The organism is Streptococcus didelphis DSM 15616 (assembly GCF_000380005.1).
Taxonomy (GTDB): Bacteria; Bacillota; Bacilli; order Lactobacillales; family Streptococcaceae; genus Streptococcus; species Streptococcus didelphis.
Genome location: NZ_KB904189.1, coordinates 51,906 through 69,292, shown reverse-complemented (window position 1 = coordinate 69,292; position 17,387 = coordinate 51,906). Strand labels below are relative to the sequence as shown.

At 36.2% G+C, this 17,387-nt stretch carries 16 protein-coding genes and 2 pseudogenes; 14 read left to right on the top strand and 4 right to left on the bottom strand.

Features of this window, described 5'->3' with window-relative positions; genetic code table 11:
- Positions 1-99: 99 nt before the first annotated feature.
- The 8 genes and pseudogenes from A3GU_RS0104390 to A3GU_RS09565 all read left to right on the top strand — a co-directional run bounded on the left by A3GU_RS0104390 (position 100) and on the right by A3GU_RS09565 (position 7,284).
- Positions 100-804: an N-acetylmannosamine-6-phosphate 2-epimerase gene (locus tag A3GU_RS0104390; RefSeq protein WP_018366333.1), complete on the top strand. Its 705-nt coding sequence runs from the start codon at positions 100-102 to the stop codon at positions 802-804.
- Between the two features lie 19 nt (positions 805-823).
- On the top strand, positions 824-1,708 hold the full coding sequence (locus A3GU_RS0104385) for a carbohydrate ABC transporter permease (protein ID WP_018366332.1): 885 nt from the start codon (positions 824-826) through the stop codon (positions 1,706-1,708).
- 13 nt (positions 1,709-1,721) lie between these two features.
- The gene (locus A3GU_RS0104380; protein ID WP_018366331.1) at positions 1,722-2,558 is read left to right on the top strand and encodes a carbohydrate ABC transporter permease; all 837 of its coding nucleotides are present in this window, start codon (positions 1,722-1,724) and stop codon (positions 2,556-2,558) included.
- 37 nt (positions 2,559-2,595) lie between these two features.
- On the top strand, positions 2,596-3,957 hold the full coding sequence (locus A3GU_RS0104375; protein WP_018366330.1) for an ABC transporter substrate-binding protein: 1,362 nt from the start codon (positions 2,596-2,598) through the stop codon (positions 3,955-3,957).
- Between the two features lie 25 nt (positions 3,958-3,982).
- Positions 3,983-4,435 carry a NanQ anomerase/TabA/YiaL family protein gene (locus A3GU_RS0104370; protein WP_018366329.1) on the top strand — a complete coding sequence of 151 codons (453 nt, stop codon included), beginning with the start codon at positions 3,983-3,985 and terminating at the stop codon, positions 4,433-4,435.
- A 52-nt stretch (positions 4,436-4,487) separates the two neighbouring features.
- The gene (locus tag A3GU_RS0104365) at positions 4,488-5,414 is read left to right on the top strand and encodes a dihydrodipicolinate synthase family protein (protein ID WP_018366328.1); all 927 of its coding nucleotides are present in this window, start codon (positions 4,488-4,490) and stop codon (positions 5,412-5,414) included.
- Between the two features lie 4 nt (positions 5,415-5,418).
- Positions 5,419-6,321 carry an ROK family protein gene (locus A3GU_RS0104360; RefSeq protein WP_018366327.1) on the top strand — a complete coding sequence of 301 codons (903 nt, stop codon included), beginning with the start codon at positions 5,419-5,421 and terminating at the stop codon, positions 6,319-6,321.
- Positions 6,318-7,284 (top strand): annotated as a pseudogene (locus A3GU_RS09565) (acetylxylan esterase). Before A3GU_RS0104360 ends, A3GU_RS09565 begins: the two are co-directional and overlap by 4 nt.
- 35 nt (positions 7,285-7,319) lie before the next feature.
- Here the strand turns inward: A3GU_RS09565 and A3GU_RS0104350 are convergent.
- Positions 7,320-8,132: a MurR/RpiR family transcriptional regulator gene (locus A3GU_RS0104350; protein ID WP_018366326.1), complete on the bottom strand. Its 813-nt coding sequence runs from the start codon at positions 8,130-8,132 to the stop codon at positions 7,320-7,322.
- 108 nt (positions 8,133-8,240) lie between these two features.
- Positions 8,241-8,801: pseudogene (locus A3GU_RS09560) on the bottom strand (isochorismatase family protein).
- A 292-nt stretch (positions 8,802-9,093) separates the two neighbouring features.
- On the opposite strand from A3GU_RS09560, the gene A3GU_RS0104340 reads away from it, so the two are divergent.
- The 3 genes from A3GU_RS0104340 (at position 9,094) to rsmA (ending at position 11,424) form a co-directional block, all read left to right on the top strand.
- Positions 9,094-9,867 (top strand): TatD family hydrolase, encoded by a 774-nt coding sequence (locus A3GU_RS0104340; RefSeq protein WP_018366323.1) that lies wholly within the window; start codon positions 9,094-9,096, stop codon positions 9,865-9,867.
- Positions 9,839-10,432: a ribonuclease M5 gene (gene rnmV / locus A3GU_RS0104335; protein ID WP_018366322.1), complete on the top strand. Its 594-nt coding sequence runs from the start codon at positions 9,839-9,841 to the stop codon at positions 10,430-10,432. The genes A3GU_RS0104340 and rnmV overlap by 29 nt, the downstream gene beginning before the upstream one ends.
- 119 nt (positions 10,433-10,551) lie before the next feature.
- On the top strand, positions 10,552-11,424 hold the full coding sequence (gene rsmA / locus A3GU_RS0104330; RefSeq protein ID WP_018366321.1) for a 16S rRNA (adenine(1518)-N(6)/adenine(1519)-N(6))-dimethyltransferase RsmA: 873 nt from the start codon (positions 10,552-10,554) through the stop codon (positions 11,422-11,424).
- Between the two features lie 29 nt (positions 11,425-11,453).
- Here rsmA and A3GU_RS0104325 read toward each other — a convergent pair whose 3' ends face one another.
- Entirely contained in the window at positions 11,454-12,302 is an 849-nt protein-coding gene (locus A3GU_RS0104325; protein WP_018366320.1) for a DNA-binding domain-containing protein, read from the bottom strand.
- Positions 12,299-13,594 carry an ATP-binding protein gene (locus A3GU_RS0104320; protein WP_018366319.1) on the bottom strand — a complete coding sequence of 432 codons (1,296 nt, stop codon included), beginning with the start codon at positions 13,592-13,594 and terminating at the stop codon, positions 12,299-12,301. The genes A3GU_RS0104325 and A3GU_RS0104320 overlap by 4 nt, the downstream gene beginning before the upstream one ends.
- A 102-nt stretch (positions 13,595-13,696) precedes the next feature.
- Between A3GU_RS0104320 and argF the strand changes: the two genes are divergently transcribed.
- The 3 genes from argF to A3GU_RS0104305 all read left to right on the top strand — a co-directional run bounded on the left by argF (position 13,697) and on the right by A3GU_RS0104305 (position 17,303).
- A complete protein-coding gene (gene argF, locus A3GU_RS0104315; RefSeq protein ID WP_018366318.1) occupies positions 13,697-14,695 on the top strand; it encodes an ornithine carbamoyltransferase in 999 nt (332 codons plus the stop codon).
- 12 nt (positions 14,696-14,707) lie between these two features.
- Complete coding sequence (gene arcC, locus A3GU_RS0104310) at positions 14,708-15,640, top strand: carbamate kinase (RefSeq protein ID WP_018366317.1); 933 nt, start codon at positions 14,708-14,710, stop codon at positions 15,638-15,640.
- Positions 15,641-15,743: 103 nt separating this feature from the next.
- The gene (locus A3GU_RS0104305; RefSeq protein ID WP_018366316.1) at positions 15,744-17,303 is read left to right on the top strand and encodes a YfcC family protein; all 1,560 of its coding nucleotides are present in this window, start codon (positions 15,744-15,746) and stop codon (positions 17,301-17,303) included.
- Positions 17,304-17,387: the final 84 nt, after the last annotated feature.

The following is a 17,387-nucleotide window of genomic DNA, read 5'->3' as shown; positions in this document are numbered from 1 at the left end:
TAATTTCTAAATGTCTAATTATTATTGAAAACGCTTTAAATATTGATATAATAACTATATGAACGTTCACAATGAATCATATAAAGGAGAGCAGAATATATGCCAAACCACATGACTAAGGAAGGCTTTATCGAGCAGATTAAAGGTGGTATTATCGTCTCTTGTCAAGCATTACCAGGTGAACCTCTCTACACTGAGCAAGGTGGTATCATGCCTTTGATGGCAAAAGCAGCAGAAGAAGCAGGTGCTGTTGGCATTCGGGCGAATTCTGTCAGAGATATCAAGGAGATACAAGAGGTTACCGACTTACCTATTATTGGGATTATCAAAAAGGATTACCCTCCCCAAGAGCCCTTTATTACAGCGACAATGACAGAGGTGGATCAATTAGCAGCTCTAGATATAGCTGTAATAGCTTTGGATTGTACCAAGAGAGAACGCCATGATGGCCAAGATATTAAAGATTTCATCCAGCAAATCAAGCACAAATACCCTCAGCAATTATTAATGGCAGATATTAGTACCTACCAAGAAGGATTAGAAGCTTATCAGGCAGGGATTGATTTTGTAGGAACAACACTGTCTGGATATACGTCTTACAGTAGACAGGAGAAGGGCCCAGATACTGAACTAATAGACAAGCTGTGCCAAGAAGGAATTTCAGTAATTGCAGAAGGAAAAATCCATTATCCCAAAGAAGCTAAAAGAATTCACGATTTAGGCGTAGCTGGCATAGTTGTCGGAGGTGCAATAACCAGACCAAAAGAAATAGCAGAGCGGTTTATATCTGCTTTGAAGAAATAATATGAGGAGGACATGGAATGTGAAAAAAACAGCTACTTTTTCTCAAAATCTTAAAAAACAATATCCTGGTTATCTATTTATTGCCCCACAACTACTACTATTAGTGGTTTTCATTGTTTATCCTGTTATCAAAGGTTTTAAAATGAGCCTTTATAAAGTATATGGACTGGATTCTTATTTTGTAGGTCTAGATAACTTTAAACTTCTTTTTCAAGATTCTGTTTTTATCAAATCAATTATTAACACTGTCTTTTTTGTAGTAGCAATTGTTTTATTAACGATTACTTTTGCCCTTTTTGTAGCAACTACAGTCTATGATAAAAATCCAAAATATGTCTCTTTTATACGGGGGTCTTATTATTTACCTGTTATGGTTTCAATGGTTGTAATGAGTATTGTCTGGAATTTTTTATTAAATCCTTCAAATGGTTTAATTAGTTATCTCTTTGAGGGTGTAGGTGTCCATCATCTTAATTTATTGGGGAATAGTAGAACTGTTATGCCTATTATTGTCTTTGTAACTTTTATAGGAAATGTAGGGCAAGCGATTATCCTTTATCTGGCAACCATGATTGGTATATCACAAGACTATTTTGAAGCAGCTCAATTAGATGGTGCTACAAGGTGGCAACGGATCAAGCATATTATTATTCCTTTGGTAAGACCAACAACTGCTTATCTAATTGTCATTAATATTATTGCTGTTTTAAAGATTTTTGTTGTTATTCAATTATTAACAGGCGGAGGACCAAATAATGCCTCTGTTACAATGATGTACTATCTTTATCAAAATGCCTTTGTTTATAACAATACTGGAGTTGCCTCTGCTATTGGTGTTCTCATGTTTATTATCGCTCTTTTCTTAAGCGTTCCACAATTAAGGTCATTTATTAATACAAAATAATAGGAGAAATCACATGTTGAAAAAAATAAAAGGAATGGAAGGCTTTGATTTAGTTACTAATATCCTTGTCTTTATTCTAGCTATCTTGTTTTTACTGCCCTTATTTTGGTTAGTGACTAACACCTTTAAAACGTCTTCAGAAATATATCACATGCCCCCAGATATTTTACCTAAAAGATGGTATATGGGTAACCTAGGAGAACTTTTTTCAGGTCAGCCAACTCTAAAATGGGTTTTAAATAGTTTTATTGTTTCATTTTTCACAGCTCTATTGAGTGTTTTTATTTCAGCTTTAGCTGCTTATGGATTTTCAAAATTGTATTTTAAGGGGCGTACAGTACTTTTTTTAGTGATCATTGCGTCAATCATGATTCCTAAAGAGACCTTTATTGTTCCTTTATTTGATATTATTGAAAAGTTAAACTGGATAGATACTTATCAGTCTATGATTATTCCTAATCTAGCAACTGGTTTTGGAACTTTTTTACTCTACTCTTATTTTAAAACTATTCCAGAGTCTATTCGTGAATCTGCCAAAATAGATGGGGCTAGTGAGTGGACAGTTTTTTCTAAGCTTATGCTCCCGATTGTAAAACCAGGTATAGGAGCTTTATTTATTCTCAATTTTGTCACAGCTTGGAATGATTATTTATGGCAATTACTAATGGCACGTAGCAAAGAAATGAAAACGCTAACGATAGGAGTTGCTAGTCTTCAACAAGATATTAATCCAAATATTGGTTTAAAAGTTGCTGGTGCTGCAATTGCAGCACTCCCTATGATACTTATCTTCTTCTTATTTCAAAGATTCTTTATAAAAGGTGCTACAAATGGTGCTATTAAGGAATAAGAATAAGATAATTTATTATGAAGAAAGGAATTTGTAAATGAAAAAGAAAGTTCTTCGGTTAGTAACCCTCGCAATGCTCCCTTTAATAGCTCTTAGTGCTTGTTCTTCTAAGGAAGCTGTGAAAGAAAAGAAAGATCAAAATCAAATTGAGGTTTGGCTGACACCACAATGGAAAGGTACTTATACTGGTAATGAAGCAGGTGCAGACTATGACAGCTTTTTCAAGACTGCTGCACAAATGTATGAAAAGGATCACCCAGGTAAAAAAATTAGAGTTCAAGTTATTCCTGGAGAAGAAAGAGATAGTAAATTGAGTGTTGCTACTCAAACTAAGACCCTACCAGATATCTTTTTTGAGTCTACCTTTGCCTTATCTAGTTATGCACATCAAGGTTTATTAGAACCATTAGATACAATTATTGATAAAAAAAACAAGGCTGATATATCAAAATCTGTCTGGGACAATGTATCAATTAATGGAAAAACTTATTTCTATCCATTTGCTCAAAATCCAGGTATGTTAGTTTATAATGCTGAGATGTTTGAAAGAGCAGGCTTACAAAATTATATGTCAGATAAGGAGAAAATTGCCAACTGGTCAGTAGATGACTTTAAAACTATTTTGACCAAATTAAAGGCAAGTGACAGTAAGATATCACCATTAGGTTTTTATGCCAAAAATAATCAAGCAGATACATGGACAATGATGTACCTAAGGATGTTTGGAAATAGTTTTTTTGGAAAAAATGGTAAGTTAACTGTCAATGATAAAAAAGGGGTTGAAGCTCTGAACTATATTAAAGAACTGAATGATAAAAAAATAATAACTAGTGGTGCAGAATCTTTATCAAGTAATGATGTTAATGCTATGTTCCAAAATAAACAAGTAGCTATTAGTTTTACCAATGCAGTACTTTATAAAGGCATGTTAGAAAGCATGGAAAATGGGACATTGACTAAGTTTGATGCCCGTCTAGCAAATATTCCAAACAGTAATCAGCCAAAATCCTTTACATATGTATTAGGTTCAGGTGTTTTCAACACCAATGGTAAAGACCGTTTAGCATTAGCAAAAGATTTTGTGAAATATTATTCTGAAAATGAAGAACTCATTAAGGCTAGTATGAATTTCATGCCAGTTAGAAAATCTCTTGTTGCAAAAGAAAAGGCTAATAACCCCCTACTTGAAACCTATATCAATAACGATAAAAATGTTATTAATTTTTCAAATAATACTACTGGTTATGCTGAAATCAGAAATGCTCTTTTCCCTGAAATTCAAGCTGTTCTAACAGGTGAAAAAAGTTCAAAAGAGGCTTTAGATGCATTTGTTGAAAAAGGTAATAAAGCTATTTCAGAAGGACAAGAGCATTCAAAAGCTTTGAAAGACAACAAATAACCAAGAATAGAAAAGGAGCTGTTCTATGATTTTTGATAGTATTGAGAATCTTTCACATTATAAAAACATTCATCCTAATTTAGATAAGGCTATTGCATTTATTTTAGCAGGTAAAAATAAGGGGCTTCCTGTAGGGAGACACGAGGTATCAGAGCAAGAGGTCTTCTTAAATGTGAGCGAAAATGAATTAGCTTTAAGTCTTACAGATACTTTTGAATACCATAAACAATATGCTGATATCCATTTAGTCATGGAGGGACAAGAAGGTTTGACACTAGGTTTTCAGGCAAAAGATACAGTGCAAGATTATCAGGAAAAAGATGATTATGGCTTGGTAACTTGTAATGTTCAACAAACATTGGCATTAGAAGCAGGTTATTTTATGATACTTTTACCTAATGAACAACATCAACCAGGTAAGCTAATAGGTAAAAATAATATGGTCACAAAACAAGTTTTTAAAGTTTTGGTGGATTAGTTTAGCTCTTGTTTGTTATTTACAAAAAATAAAGTTAGGAAAAGGAATCATCATGAAAAATCTAAGTAAATACAAGGGCATTATCCCAGCTTTCTATGCTTGTTATGATGAGGCTGGCGAGATTAGTTCAAAAAGGGTTCAAGCCTTAACCCAGCACTATATTGATAAGGGTGTGCAGGGCCTTTACCTTAATGGTTCATCTGGGGAGTGCATCTATCAGAGTGTCGAAGACAGAAAAAAAGTTCTTGAAAATGTTATGGCAATTGCCAAGGGCAAACTGACCATTATTAATCATGTGGCATGTAATAATAGTAAAGACAGTATTGAGCTAGCAAGGCATTCTCAGGCCTTAGGTGTTGACGCTATAGCTGCCATTCCACCCATTTATTTCCGACTTCCTGAATACGCTATTGCTAATTATTGGAATGACATATCTGCAGCGGCAGCACAGACAGATTTTATCATCTATAATATTCCTCAACTTGCAGGAACAGCATTGACAGAAACTCTTTATAGGCAAATGCTAAAAAATGAAGCTGTTATAGGTGTCAAGAATTCATCAATGCCTGTGCAAGATATCCAGACTTTAGCTACGATTGGTGGGGAAGATCATCTAGTTTTTAATGGACCAGATGAACAATTTTTAGCAGGAAGGTTGATGGGAGCTATTGGAGGAATCGGTGGTACCTATGGTGTTATGCCAGAACTTTTCTTACATTTAAATGCTTTGATTGCCAAAAAGGAATTAGAAAAAGCTAAAGCATTACAGTACCAGATTAATGCTATTATTGGGCTTTTGGTTTCTGCTCACGGGCATATGTATGCTGTTATTAAGGAAGTTCTAAGGATTAATGAGAAGCTAGACATTGGTTCAGTTCGCTCGCCTCTATCTGTTTTGATTGAAAGTGATAAAAGCATTTGTCAAGAGGCAGCTTCAATGATTGAAAATGTTAAAGGCCAGTTTATTGCTAAGAGGTGAACATATGGAAAAATACCTTGCAATTGATATTGGTGGCACCTCCATAAAATACAGTATCCTAAATCAAGAAGGTCAGATTGTGGAAAAAAATGAGATGGAAACCCAGGCCTATAAAGGGGGCCCTGCTATTCTTCAGAAGGTAATGGATTTGGTTGCCACTTATAAAGAACAAGTTCTTCTTTCAGGTGTAGCTATTTCCTCTGCGGGCATGGTGGATCCAGATAAGGGTGAGATTTTTTACTCAGGTCCTCAAATTCCTAATTATGCTGGCACGCAATTTAAAAAAACCATTGAGGATAGCTTTAAGATTCCCTGTGAAATTGAAAATGATGTCAATTGTGCAGGCTTAGCAGAAAGTATCTCAGGCAATGCTAGTCACAGTCCTGTTACCTTGTGTGTGACAGTTGGCACAGGAATTGGGGGTTGTTTCTTAATAGATTCAAAAATCTTTCATGGTTTTGGGAATTCTGCCTGTGAAGTCGGCTATATGCACCTTAAGGATGGCTCTTTTCAGGATTTAGCTTCTACTACAGCCCTGGTCAAAGAGGTTGCAAATGCCTATGGAGACCCTCTTGATAAGTGGAATGGTAGACGTATCTTTGCGGAAGCAAAAAATGGGAACCAGATTTGTCAAACTGCTATTGATAATATGGTAGATTATCTAGCTCAGGGCTTAGCAAATATTTCATATATCATCAATCCTAGCTTGATTGTACTGGGAGGTGGCATCATGGCCCAAGAAGACTACCTAGCTGATAAGATTTCCCTAGCCTTAAAGACCTATCTTGTCTCATCTCTTTATGATCCATTAACGATTCGTTTTGCAAAATATGGTAATGATGCAGGAATGATGGGAGCCTTTTATCACTTTAAGCAAAAACAGGAAGTAAGAGGAGTTAAAGCATGATAGAGACCTTATCACTAGAAGAATTAAGAAGTTATCAAGGTAGACAAGAAGTTCCCGAGGATTTTGATAGCTTTTGGAATCAGGAACTAAAAAAACTCGAAAAAGAGCCAGCTTATCAGTTGAAAAAGGTTGCTTCTGGTCTTGATTTTGTAGAAACCTTTACACTTAGCTTTGAATCTTCAGCAGGTCATGAGATTTTTGCTAAATGTCTCTTCCCAAAGGTAGAAAAACCAGTTCCTCTGATCTTTTATTTTCATGGCTATCAAGGACAAAGTCCTGATTGGAGTGCCTGTTTGAATTATCTAGCTGCTGGTTATGCTCTTGTGTCTATGGATTTACCAGGGCAAGCTGGACAGTCTGTAGAAGCAGGTAATTATAAGGGAATGACTGTAAAAGGCCATGTTATCAGAGGAATGCTTGAGGGAAGAGAAAGGCTCTATTATAAATCTATTTATTTAGCTATTTATCAGCTTATTGAAATTGTCTCTAGCTTTGATAGGGTGGATGAAAAGGCTTTGTCCACTTATGGAGCTTCTCAAGGAGGTGCCTTGGCTTTGGTTGCAGCTGCTTTAAATCCTAAAATAAAAAAGGTAGCAAGTATCTATCCCTTTTTGTCAGATTTTAAACGGGTTCTAGAATTGGGTAACCACAGTCAGGCTTACGATGAACTTTTCCGTTATTTTAAGTTTTCTGATCCCTTACATAGGACAGAAAATGATATTTTAGAAAGCTTAGCTTATATTGATGTGAAGAATTTTGCTCATCGTATCACAGCTCCCCTGATTTTTATTACAGGAATGGAAGATGAGGTTTGCCCCCCCGTCCACTCAATTTGCTATATATAATCGTTTGACTTGTCACAAAAAGCACTATATCCTGCCAGAATATGGGCATGAAGCCTTGAATGCAGGTGTTAATGATCTGGTTTATGATTATTTAGTAGGAACACATTTTTCAAGATAATAAAAAAGGTATCTGTTGAGCAGGCAGGTACCTTTTTAGTCAATAATCGTTTTTTCGAAAATTTCCTCTTTGTGTGGTTTATCAATTGCTAGAACATAGGCGTAAATAATATCCATCATAATAAGGAGAGGAAACTGTGGCGAGACACGATTACCATAATTAAGTTGATGACTTGAAGACACTCGAATGACATCAATATTCTTGGGGAAGTTTAAGTCATTTTCGGTAGTTAAGAGGACAGTCTTAGCTCCTCTTTGGTTGGCAATGTTTAAAGCATTAATCACAGAACTTGTTTTGCCTGATAAGGAAAAACCAAAAACAAGGCAGTTTTCATTGACCAAGCTATTAGCCCAGGTAAAGCCGTCAGTATCTGAATAGGCATCACAGATGAGACCCAGACGCATAAAACGAAGCTTCATTTCCCGTGCAACTAGACCTGAACTTCCCTTGCCATAAAAATAAACCCGTTCAGATTGATCAATGGACTCTGCTAATTTTTGCAACTTTTCCTCGTCCACCAAGTCATAGGTTTTGTTGATAAGTGCATCATAGTTAACCAAAACTCTTTTAGTTAATTCTCTATTGATGGTTTGAAAATTATTTTTAGCATTCTGCAGGCTTTTGATGTAATCAAAGGAAAAGGTTCTAAAACCAGAAAAGCCACACTTTTTAGCAAATCTTGTTAAGGCAGCTTGTGAGACATGTAACCTTTTAATCATTTCTGAGGCAGTTAAGTCTTCTGCCTTTAAATCAGTCTCCATGAAAAAGGAAGCAATATTCTTTTCAAGACTGGTCATTTGATCTATATTCTGCTCAATTTGAGCAATCAGGCGATGGTTGTTTGTCATGATTCTTCTCCTATTGTAAGGCCTTCCATAATAGTATATCATAAAAATTATTTGGAAAGTTGAGCAGGGACTAAGATGGAGAAGAAGGATTCTTGTCTTATTGGGTAATTAGGACTTAGCTAAAGTGATAAACTCCTCGCTTGTTAGAACTTGCCCCATTAGAGGAAAAACATTTTGAATCGAAAACTCTTGGAGTTCAGAAGTAGCTGCTGTCATCATATCTGTAAGAAAATACTGGTTATAGGCATATTGATAAGCATCCCGAGCTGTAGAATCTACTGCAATATGGGTGGAGATGCCACCAAGGACCAAAGTAGTAATTCCTCTGCGACGTAACTACAAATCCAAGTCAGTACCAAAAAAAGCACTAAAACCTCGTTTATTGACAATGTAGTCCTGGTCACTAACAGCAAAAGAAGGAGGAAAATCAGCAAAATTTTTAGCAGGCTGACCTCCAGGAAGTGGCTGACTAGCATTAGGTTTAAGCATATCTTTTCCGTCATGGAACTTAACTCGTACAAAAACGATAAAGGCTCCTTTTTGACGAAAGAGCTCAATCATTTTGTTGGCATTTTCTAAGACTCTATCAATAGATCCTGGTATAGCAGGCAAATCCAAGATGCCCTCTTGTAAATCAAGTAATACTAAAGCTGTTTTTTTAAAATCCATTTCTACTCCCATCATCTTGTTAATACCACTATATAGTAGTTCATCATAAGCCTATTGTAAGGAAAAAAAGTTCACATTTCAATTGAAAAGCCCTCTTTATAAGGAGCCCACCTAGCTTTTATGGTTAATGTTAAGTCAATAGCAGAGCTAAAAGAATATATGAGAATACTAGCTAGATATGATATAATAGGTCATTAGAATAGGACTTGTATAGCTTTTAGCCCTGCTGGCGAAAATAGCTAGGAAAAGGACCAAAAGTTAGGTACTGATAGAATCAAAGAAAGGACTAGAGATGCTAGAGATTTTTGATACACATACCCATTTAAATGTAGAAAATTTTAAGGATAAAGAAAGCCAGGAATTAGCTTTAGCTAAAGAAATGGGGGTCTTCTATCATAATGTAGTTGGTTTTGATTATGAAACAATTGATGCAGCCATTGCATTAGCCCAAAAATATCCAGAAGTCTATGCTACAGTTGGATGGCATCCGACAGAAGCTGGTTCTTATAATCAAGCTATAGAAGATATAATAGTGGCTCACCTTAAAAATCCCAAGGTCATTGCTCTAGGTGAAATTGGTCTGGATTACCATTGGATGCAAGACCCAAAAGAAGTACAAATAGAGGTTTTTAAACGTCAGATCCAACTTGCCAAGGACCATGAATTACCCTTTGTGGTTCATACAAGAGATGCCTTAGAAGATACCTATAATGTCCTTAAAGAAGTTGGAGTCGGACCAAGAGGCGGGATTATGCACTCATATTCGGGCTCACTAGAGATGGCAGAAAAATTTATGGCTCTCGGGATGATGATTTCTTTTTCTGGAGTAGTAACCTTTAAAAAAGCTATAGAACTACAAGAAGCAGCTCAGCAATTACCCTTAGATAAAATCCTTGTGGAAACAGATGCTCCTTATCTTGCCCCAGTACCTAAACGAGGCCGTGAAAATCACACCGCCTATACTCGCTATGTTGTTGATAAAATAGCAGAACTAAGAGGAATTTCTATAGAAGAAGTGGCAGCAGCAACTACAGCCAATGCAAAAAGGATATTTAACTGTGACTAAAAAAATTAAAATTTATGAAGTATTAGTCGTGGAAGGAAAAGATGATACCGCTAACCTCCATCGCTTCTATGATGTGGACACCTATGAAACTAGAGGTTCAGCTATTACTGATGATGATTTAGAGAGGATTGCACGTCTTCATGAATTACGGGGCGTGATTGTTTTTACCGACCCTGACTACAATGGGGAACGAATCCGAAAAATAATCATGGCAGCTGTTCCTAATGCTCGTCATGCCTTTCTGAAACGAGGTGAAGCTATTCCTAAATCAAAAAGCAAGGGAAAATCTTTGGGAGTTGAACACGCCTCCTTTGAAGATCTTGAAAAGGCTCTTAGTAAGGTTACAAAGACCTATGATAATGACCATCATTTTGATATCACAGCAGCAGACCTAACTAGACTTGGGCTGACACTTGGGGTCGATAGCCGACAAAGACGAGAATACCTAGGAGATTATTTACGTATTGGTTACTGTAATGGCAAGCAATTACTTAAACGATTAGAATTATTTGGGATAGAATTAGCAGAGCTAGAACAAGCTATGTCAGGCTACGCTTCAAACTAAAAAAGCTATAAGTTCAAGCTTCAAAAGCAAGAATAAACAAGAGATGCTTGATGGTTTCTGGCCCATGCCAGTCCTTCAGCATCTTATAAGGGAATAAGAAAGTAAAGAAAAGAGTAAAAATGAGAATTGCAGATTTTAATGTCACCCGGGCTATCTTAGACCGTCACGGCTTTACCTTTAAGAAGTCTTTTGGGCAAAATTTTTTAACAGATACCAATATTCTTCAAAAAATTGTTGATACGGCTGAAGTTGATAAAACTGTCAATGTTATCGAAATTGGTCCTGGTATCGGAGCCTTAACCGAATTTTTAGCAGAAAAGGCAGCTGAAGTTATGGCCTTTGAAATTGACGATAGACTGCTTCCTATTTTAGCAGATACGCTAGGAGATTTTGATAATGTACAGCTTATCAATCAAGATATCCTGAAGACGGCTCTACAAACCCATATTCAAAACTTTAAAAATCCAGAATTGCCTATTAAAGTAGTGGCAAACCTACCTTATTACATTACTACTCCAATTCTTATGCACCTGATTGAAAGTAAAATTCCCTTCCAAGAATTTGTAGTCATGATGCAAAGAGAAGTTGCCGATAGAATCTCTGCCCAAGCTAATACAAAAGCTTATGGAAGTCTGTCTATCGCTGTTCAATACTATATGTCAGCTAAGGTCGCTTTTATTGTACCTAGAACTGTTTTTGTACCAGCCCCTAATGTAGATTCTGCTATTTTAAAAATGGTTAGACGTCCCCAACCTTTAATTAGTGTTAAAGATGAAGATTTCTTTTTCAGAATAGCAAAAGTAGGTTTTGTACATCGTAGAAAAACACTCTGGAACAATTTACTCAGCCATTTCGGCAAGACAGAAACTGTTAAGAATCAACTAGAAAGAGCACTTGCTCTTGCTGATATCAAGCCTTCCATTCGTGGTGAAGCCCTCACTATTTCAGAATATGGAAAATTAGCAGATGCCTTAATAGAAGTAGGCTTGTAAAGCTTTAAATAAGTATTCTAGCCTTTATTCTAAGGCAAGAAGGTGTCTTGGCTTTGGACAAGAAGTTCATCAAAGAATTTTCTCAGAGAAATTTTTCCACCATGATAGGCTTTTTCTTGGATAACCAGCATTTCCATATGGATGTTTTGGTAGCCAAAAAGGGCATTAGCATAGTGTAAGCTTATCTCGTTTTCAAAATCATCAAGACATAAGTGAGCAATGTTAATCATTGCTTTTTTGATTGCCCTTCTCACACGTTGCAGCATAATTCTCTGGCTGTGAGTATCCATAGCAAAATAACTGTGAAGGTCTAATTCTTCAAAGCTAAGCTTGTAATCTAGCATGATTCTACAGATACTGATAATATCATTATAGCCAGCCTCTGAAGTAATTCCTAAGTAACTAAGAATGGAACGGATTTTTTGGAGTTGCTGATTTTGAAGATTTTCTTGTCTTTTTTCAGCTAATGAAGGTCCTAGCAGGCTTTGAATCACATTTAATTTCTCTTCCATTTCAAGAGCTGCTTTAACCTTTTGAACAACGCTTCTAACCTCAACTATATTAATAGGTTTGGTAATGAAGAACTCAATGCCAGCTTTGTAGGCATTTTGACGTAAGCTACTATCTTTAACTTGAGAGATCATAATAAATTTTAGCTTTGGGCGACTATGATGGATTTTCTTAACAAGAGTGACACCATCTAGATTAGGCATTAACAGGTCAATTAAAACAATATCAACATCGTAAACTAAGAGATCATTATAGGCTACTCTGGAATCATTGCTAACCTTACAGACGCGGTGATTAAAATCTTCTTCAATGATTTCTTGGAGAATCATAGTCACAGAAGGATTATCATCAATGATATAAAATTTCATAAGTCTCTTCCTTTCAGCAGTTGGCTTTTTTCCAATAAAACTGTAAATAGAGCCCCTTTAGGGTGATTGTCACTACAGATGATAGAGCCGTGAAACTCTTCTTCCAGAATAACCTTAACATTTGGTAAGCCAATTCCCCGGTAAATGTCGCCTTTAGCATCAAATTTTGTAGAAAATCCTGCTTGAAAAATATAGTCTTTCATCTTGGCTGGAATACCTGGACCATTATCTCCGATGATTATTTTAAGAAAATGATCATCTTCTTTGGTAGTAACAGTAATGGTTCCCTTTTTTTGCTTGCCAATTGCTTCAACTGCATTTAAAACAATGTTAGAAATCACTGTCAAAAGAAAATAATAATTGCTTATACTGAGCTGACTTTGGATATCTTCTATGATAAGGATATCTTGCTGGTGGGCATGAATTAAACTTCTAATATAAGATAAGGCAATATGAAAGATATCTTCTAAGAGCATGCTGGCTTCATTTTCCACACTAAAATAGGTTCCTAAACCCTTGATGACATTTTGGTAGTCTTTTTTTATTTCATGGACATCACGAGCAATATCTAAGGACAGGTGTTGATAATTTGGAGGAAGATTATAGTTTTCCAGCTCTTTATCTAAGATATAGGCATTTTTCATAATATTTTCAATTTCCAGAATATTTTTTTGCATAAAATAAACCTCGCTTTTAACTGCCGATGTGGACCAGATAAAGTAATAATAGCGTTGTTCATGGTAGTCCTTTAAAAGAAGTAAGGATAAGTAATTATAAACATAAGCTAAGCTACAGCTGACAAAGGCGCGCACCAAGGCTGCTAAAAAAAGGATTTGAAAGATATTGCTATTGTAGTTTTGGAAATTAATTAATAGGCTAATTTCTAAAATATTTGATAGATAATCACAAATAATAATGGTTAAGAAAAAAGTTCCTTTATTTCGGTAGGAACGTCTCCAATATAAGAAATAAAATGAAGCCCCATAACAGAGGTAAAAGACCATATCTGTAAAAACAAATTCAGAAATTTTGATTAAGGAGGCATGGCCTACTAAGATGAGAATTAAACCTCTGAAAATTGGCGAAACAGCAGCAATTCCCATACAAATATGGAGCGGATTAACATCATCATTGTAGTAGAGAAAAATAGGCAAGATAAAAAGCGACAAGGTTAAAATAAAGCCGTCTGTGATGACTGAAATGTGGACCTGAGCAGCCAGAGCAATCGTCACAGCAGCAATAATAATTCTTTGTCGTCTTTCCATATGTTTTTCAGAGAGAATATCAAGCATAGTCAGTCCTAAAAAAATAATAAGAATATTTTTGAGTAAAATTGAGTATTTGTGAAAACGTTAACGACAATATAAGTATAGAAAAAAAGGAGGTAATAAGCAATGAAAAATCTACGTCATCGCCATTTTCTAACCCTATTGGATTTTACAAGTCAGGAACTTGAATTTCTCTTAAATCTGTCAGAGGATTTAAAACGGGCCAAGTATGCAGGGATTGAACAAGAAAAGCTAAAGGGTAAAAACATTGCCTTAATTTTTGAAAAAGATTCCACCCGGACTCGGTGTGCTTTTGAAGTTGCTGCCTATGATCAAGGAGCTCGTGTCACCTACTTAGGCCCTACTGGTAGTCAAATGGGCAAAAAAGAAACTGCAAAAGATACAGCACGTGTTTTAGGCGGCATGTATGATGGTATAGAATATCGTGGTTTTTCTCAGGAAACTGTAGAAACACTAGCAAAATATTCTGGTGTCCCAGTCTGGAATGGTCTAACGGATGCTGACCACCCAACCCAAGTCTTGGCTGACTTTTTAACAGCAAAAGAATGTCTCAAAAAAGATTACAAGGAAATGAACTTTACCTACGTTGGAGATGGACGTAACAATGTGGCTAATGCACTTATGACAGGGGCTGCCATTCTTGGGATGACCTATCATTTAGTCTGTCCTAAAGCATTGAGTCCAGAGCCAGAATTATTGAAAAAATGTCAGGAAATTGCACAAAAAACAGGTGCAGTAATTGAAATTACTGATGATATCGAAAAAGGAGTTCTTCATTCAGATGTTATTTACACTGATGTCTGGGTTTCTATGGGAGAAGCTGATCATATCTGGAAAGAAAGGATTGCCTTATTAGAACCTTATCGGGTAACTCAAGAAATGCTTGATATGACTAAAAACCCAAATGTTATTTTTGAGCATTGCCTCCCATCATTCCATAATAGTGACACTAAAATTGGACATGATATCTATGAAAAATATGGTCTAAAAGAAATGGAAGTTACTGATCAGGTCTTTGAGGGACCACATTCTGTTGTCTTTCAAGAAGCTGAGAACCGTATGCACACCATAAAAGCTGTTATGGTAGCTACTTTAGGAGATTAGAAGGGGCAAGAGATGGCAAAAATTATTGTCGCTTTAGGCGGAAATGCATTAGGAAATTCTCCTCAAGAGCAACTACACTTAGTTAAAAAAACTGCTAAATCTCTAGTAGCTCTTATTAAAGAGGGTCATGAACTTGTCATTAGCCACGGGAATGGGCCACAAGTAGGAGCTATTCATTTGGGGATGAACTATGCAGCAGAGCAGGGACAAGGAGCAAGCTTTCCTTTTCCGGAATGTGGTGCTATGAGTCAAGGTTATATTGGTTATCATCTGCAACAAAGTTTACTTAATGAACTAATCCAAGAAGGAATTTCTAAAGAGGTTGCTACTATTATCACCCAAGTTCAAGTTGATCCAGCTGATCCAGCCTTTGATAATCCAACCAAGCCAATTGGTAGTTTTTATGATAAGGCAAGTTCTGAAAAGATTGCTGCAGAAAAAGCTTATCATTTTGTCGAAGATTCAGGACGTGGTTATAGGCGTGTCGTTGCCTCCCCAGAACCTCAAGAAATTCTTGAATTATCAAGTATTAAGCATTTAATTGAATCTGGTACCCTAGTTATTGCTGGTGGTGGAGGCGGGGTACCTGTGGTTAATAAACAAGATAATAACTATCAAGGCGTTGCGGCGGTTATTGATAAAGATAAATCCAGTGCACTACTAGCAGGAAAACTTGGTGCAGACCAATTAATTATTCTAACAGCTGTAGATTATGTTTATATTCATTTTGGACGAGAAGATCAAAAAGCCCTTAGTCATGTAAGGACAAAAGACATTATTGAACATGTCAATAATGGTGAATTTGCTAAAGGAAGTATGTTACCAAAAATTATTGCCTGCATGAGCTTTTTAGGTAAAAATCCTCAGGGAATAGCTATTATCACTTCCCTTCAAGGACTAGAAGAAGCCTTAAAGGGTAATATTGGTACTCATATTACCAAATAGATCTAAGGTGTGAAAATAAAAGCTGGATGGTTTTCATTTTCGCACTTTTTCTATATAGGTTGTCTAGTATTCACTTAGAAATAAAGTTATAAGGAGGATTCCCATGTTAAAACATAAAGTGGAAGGTGGTCGTTTGCTTCCTAAAAAAGCCCTGCGCATGCCAGGGGCATTTACCATATTATTTGTCCTAACCATAGTAGCTGTTTTGGCAACTTATATGATACCTTCTGGCTCTTATTCAAAATTACAATATGAAGCAGAAAGTGCCAAATTAGTTGTGACAGACCCTCATGGCAAGATTAGCCATCTAGCAGCTAAGCAAGCAGAGTTAGACAAAATTGGGGTTAAAATCAAGATTGAAGAATTTACCTCAGGTGCTATTAACAAACCTGTTTCGGTTCCTAATACCTATAAGCGATTAAAGCAAAGACCAGCCAGCCCAGCAGATATTACTAAAAGCATGGTCAATGGAACAATAGAAGCTGTAGATATTATGGTCTTTATCCTGGTTTTAGGTGGAATGATAGGAGTGGTACGCAGAAGTGGGGCCTTTGAATCCGGCTTGATTGCCTTAACTAAAAAGACAAAGGGTCATGAATTTTTGCTGATTTTCATGGTATCCTTGTTTATGGTGTTAGGGGGTACCTTATGTGGTATTGAAGAAGAGGCTGTGGCCTTTTATCCTATTTTGGTTCCTATTTTTATTGCTATGGGCTATGATTCTATCATCTGTATGGGTGCTATTTTTCTTGCTAGTTCAGTGGGGACATCCTTTTCTACTATTAATCCTTTTTCTTCTGTTATTGCCTCCAATGCTGCTGGAATTAGCTTTACAGAAGGTTTAGCCTGGCGTGCCTTTGGCTGTGTAGCTGGTGCTATCTTTGTTGTAACTTATCTTTATTGGTATTCTAAAAAAATCAAGGCAGATCCAAGTTTCTCCTATTCCTATGATGATAGAGAAGCATTTGATAAGCAATGGGCTCTGGTATCTAACTTTTCAGAATCTATTTTTACACTAAGACAAAAAATCATTTTACTTCTATTTTCCCTATCATTTCCTCTCATGGTTTGGGGAGTTATGTCACAAGGTTGGTGGTTCCCGACCATGGCTTCTTCCTTTTTAGCTATTACTATTATCATTATGTTTTTAACAGCAACTGGACCTAATGGCATTGGGGAAAAAGAAGTTGTTGATGAATTTGTAACAGGAGCTTCAAGCCTAGTAGGAGTCTCCTTGATTATTGGCTTAGCCAGAGGTATTAACCTTATTTTAAATCAGGGCTATATTTCAGATAGCATGCTCTATTTTGCTTCCAAGCTGGCTTCTCATGTCAATGGTCCTGTATTTATTATTGTGATGATGTTTATCTATTTTGTCTTAGGTTTTGTTGTTCCTTCCTCTTCTGGCCTGGCCGTTTTATCAATGCCAATCCTAGCACCCCTAGCTGACACTGTTGGAATTCCAAGGTTTGTGGTTGTTATGGCCTATCAGTTTGGGCAATATGCCATGTTATTCTTAGCTCCTACAGGACTTGTCATGGCTACCTTACAGATGCTAGATATGAAATATTCACATTGGCTTAAATTTGTTTGGCCAGTTGTCACTTTTTTGTTAGTTTTTGGTGGTGGCCTTTTAGTATTTTTAGTTGCACTTTCTTCTTAGAAAAAACTAGAACATTTAGGATATTAAGGCATATTAAAAACCAAGCTAAATACTTGGTTTTTAGTTTATTTGAGTGACAAACAT